Source organism: Stenotrophomonas sp. Ste86 (genome assembly GCF_024519465.1).
In the GTDB taxonomy this organism is placed as follows: domain Bacteria; phylum Pseudomonadota; class Gammaproteobacteria; order Xanthomonadales; family Xanthomonadaceae; genus Stenotrophomonas.
Genome location: NZ_JALJRW010000039.1, coordinates 1 through 3,948 on the forward strand (window position 1 = coordinate 1; position 3,948 = coordinate 3,948).

At 63.9% G+C, this 3,948-nt stretch carries 1 protein-coding gene; it reads left to right on the forward strand.

From position 1 onward, the window contains the following. The first annotated feature begins 590 nt into the window (after window positions 1-590). Window positions 591-3,413: a TonB-dependent receptor gene (locus NR101_RS18925; protein WP_256777589.1), complete on the forward strand. Its 2,823-nt coding sequence runs from the start codon at window positions 591-593 to the stop codon at window positions 3,411-3,413. Window positions 3,414-3,948: the final 535 nt, after the last annotated feature.

A 3,948-nucleotide genomic window follows, 5' to 3' on the forward strand; every position in this document is an offset into this window, starting at 1 on the left:
CCTCCTTTATTTTGCCCAGGGGCCTACCGGCTGCTACGGGGCTCGGCTTGCGGTAGGGCCAAGCGGACTTTCCAACGAGGCCGTTGGTGGGTCGGGCGCCGGGCCCCATGCCCTTGGAGGCGAAATAAAGGAGGAGGGGGCGGCCGTAGGCCGACGCCGGGGGACATTCGCCGGAAAGGGCATGGGGCCCGGCGCCCGACCCACCGACGGCCGTACCAGGAAAAGCTCACAGCGCGCTTCATAGGTGTCAGGCGGAGGTAAAGGAAATTCTTTCGCGAACCGTCGATACACACTGAACGCTTCCCTTCGATGCAGATCCACGTGCACTCAAGTTGACCGGACCATCGCCGTTATCGGTGCCTCTGCCTGCATCGACGCGATGCGCACTGCACGTACTGTCGCGCATTGAAAAAAGATTGTTAGCCAACCCGCGAATTTGTCAGCGAGCGTTCATTTTTAGCGGTTTTTATGCTTTCAGATGAAAGTAAAAAATTTGAAAAGTCATTAGACTCCCGCCCCCCGCGTCGTGATGTTGTCCCCACGCCGCCCGCAAGGGCGCTTGTTTTTTACGAGAAAGAGAAATCGCACGGATGTATTTGAAGACCCACCCGCTGCGCAACGCGATCGCCATCGCGCTTGTCGCCAGCTGCAGTGCCCCTGCCTTCGCCCAGACCGCCAATGACGGCACCACCAATCTGGATCGCATTGAAATCACCGGCTCGCGCATCCGCCAGGCCAGCGTCGAGAGCGCCCAGCCGGTCGTCGCGCTGAACCGCGCCGAGATCGAAAAGAAGGGCTACATCAACGTCGCCGACATCCTGCAGGATGTTACCGCTGCCGGCGCGCCGAGCATGAGCCGCGCCAACTCGCTGGAGTCCGGTCGCGACTTCGGCGGCATGTACGTCAGCCTGCGCAACCTGGGCCCGGAACGCAGCCTGGTGCTGATCGACGGCCGCCGCATGGGCGTGTCCGCCGCCGGTTACTCCGACCTGGCCTCGATCCCGTCCTCCATCGTGGACCGCGTGGAAGTACTGACCGACGGTGCCTCGGCACTGTACGGCTCGGACGCCATCGCCGGCGTGGTCAACATCATCACCCGCAAGAATTTCGACGGCGCTGAAGTCAACGCCTACGTCGGCCAGTACAGCGAAGGCGACGGTCAGAAGACCAGCTACAGCGCCACCTTCGGCAAAACCTTCGACCGTGGCTGGGTCACCGTCGGCGGCGAGTACTCCGACGAAGATCCGATCCTGGGCGGCGCACGCGAGTTCACCGCCTACCCGAACGGCCCGCGCCACCCGACCGACGGCCTCAGCGGCGTCACCCCGTGGGGCTATGCCACCGTCGATGGCAGGAACCTCAGCGTGGGCCCGGGCGGCGACCCGACCGTGCTGGGCAATTTCAAGCCGGCCGACAAGGCCAACGATGCCAACACCAAGACCAACATGAGCCTGCTCACCGGTCTGCAGCGCAAGTCGGTGTTTGCCAACGGTGGCTTCTCGATCAACGACAACCTGCGCCTGGTGGCCGACGCGCTGTACACCGAGCGCGAGTCGACCAAGCAGCTGGCCGGCTACCCGTACCAGAGCACCGGCGGGCGCGCGCTGCTGTCCAAGGACAGCGCGTTCAACCCGTTCGGCCGTGACGTTGCCTTCGCGCACCGCACCGAAGAACTGCCGCGCGGCACCGAGAACAACCTGACCACCAAGCGCGCCAGCGTCGGTCTGGAAGGCAGCTTCGAAACCGGTTCGCGGTACTGGGACTGGAACGTCAGCTACATGTACAACCGCAACGAAGGCGAGCGCATCGGTACGGGCAGCATGTACCAGCCGAACGTCAACCAGTCCGTCGGCCCGTCGTTCATCGACGGCCAGGGCGTTGCGCGTTGCGGCAGCGTCGGCAACGTGATCGCCGGCTGCACGCCGTGGAATCCGCTGGCTCCGATGGGCTACACCGGCCCGGGCGCGCTGGGCAACCAGGACGTGCAGGACTACCTGTTCACCCGTTTCACCGACAAGATGCAGAGCACCACCAAGGTGGCCAGCGCGAACATCTCCGGCTCGCTGTTCAGCCTGTCGGCCGGTGACATCATGGGTGCGATGGGCGTCGAACATCGCAGCGAAGAAGCCAGCTACGACCCGGACCTGATGGTGCGCAACGGCCAGATCGCCGGCACCAGCGGCCAGCCGACCCGTGGCGATTACGCGCTCAACGAAGCCTACCTGGAACTGCAGGTGCCGCTGCTGGCCGACATGGCCTTCGCCCGCGAGCTGTCGCTGGACGTGGCCGGTCGTTACTCGGACTACAACAACTTCGGTTCGACCACCAACACCAAGTTCGGCCTGAAGTGGAAGCCGATCGACAGCCTGCTGGTGCGCGCCACCTACGGCACCGGCTTCCGCGCCCCGACGGTGGAAAACCTGTACGGCGGCACGGTCACCACGCGTGATTCGTACACCGATCCGTGCGACACCACCTTCGGTGCCGCGGCCAACAACGCGCAGGTGCAGGCACGCTGCCGCGCCGGCGGCGTGCCGGCCAACTTCCGCCAGCTGGCGGCCGATGGCAATCCGGCAACCGTGCCGGGCCAGCAGGGTGGCACCGACTTCACCTCCGGCTCCAACGAGGCGCTGAAGCCGGAAACCGCCAAGACCTGGACAGTGGGCCTGGTGTACAGCCCGGAGTTCGTCTCGGGCCTGGACCTGAGCCTGGACTGGTGGAAGATCCGCATCAACGACGTGATTGTCGGTGAGTCGGCCACGGACATGCTCAACCAGTGCTACGTGCAGGGCGTGGATGCGGCGTGCAACCGCTTCACCCGTTCCAAGTCGGGCAAGACGATTGGCCAGGTCAGCGCGCTGGACCGCACGCTGCTCAACGCCGGCTACCAGGAAACCGCAGGCTATGACATCGCCGTGCGTTATCGTCTGCCGGAACTGGCGATCGGCAAGTTCTCCGTGTCCTGGAACACCACCTACGTGGATTACCTGGAACGCAAGAACGACAACGCCGACACCACGCCGGTGCGCCAGTACGCCGGCTGGGAAGGCAACTTCCGCGTGCGTTCCAACCTGAACCTGGATTGGCAGTACGGTAACTTCGGCCTGGGCTGGACGGCACGCTACTACTCGAGCATGCAGGAAAACTGCGCATATGCCACCGAGTGCAGCAACCCGGGCTTCAGCTCGCCGTACACGGGCAACCAGGGCATCAACAAGGTAGGTTCGAACACCTTCCACGACATCCAGATGCGCTACATCCTGCCGTGGAACGGCACGGTGTCGATGGGTATCAACAACGTGTTCGACCACCAGGGTCCGATCATGTACAGCCAGCCCAACAGCAGCTTCACCTACTACGGTGGCTTCGACATCGGCCGTTACATGTACATGAAGTACCAGCAGCGTTTCTGATCTACGGCTTACTCTCTCCAAGCCGTTGAATGGAAGTAAGGCGGCGCCCTCGGGCGCCGCCTTTTTTTGTTTTCTTCAGCTGGAAGCGATAGATCAAAAGCGGTGCGTGTACGCGCGTTTGTCGGGCTGGGCTGGTGGGAGTGGGGTGGCGGGACACGCCGTAAATCCCGCTCCGCGGCCCAGCCCAGCCGCTGGCGGCGGTGCGTTCAGTCGCATGCGAGGCAATGCCTCGCATGCAATGCGCCTTCACCCATGGAGGCTCGCGTGCGCCTTGCTCGTTTGTGCAGTCCTGCACAAACGGCAAGACCGGGGTTGGGCGTCCTGCCCAACCCGTCCGGCGCATGCGCCGGACCCATGGCGCCCAACAGTCCCGCCACCCCACTCCCACCGGCCCCTCACACATCCCTGCCACTCACAGAACTTGCAAAAGCAATAGATAGAGCCGTGCCCTGCTTGCCCATGGTCGCCAACCAACTGTCCAGGGCGGGGGTGTGTGGGTTCGCGGGACCGTCGTACGCCATGGATGGCGTACGCG

What these genes read in the sequence shown, in the direction of transcription:
- NR101_RS18925 (WP_256777589.1), top strand. Translation starts at nt 591, where the DNA reads ATGTATTTGAAGACCCACCCGCTGCGCAACGCGATCGCCATCGCGCTT.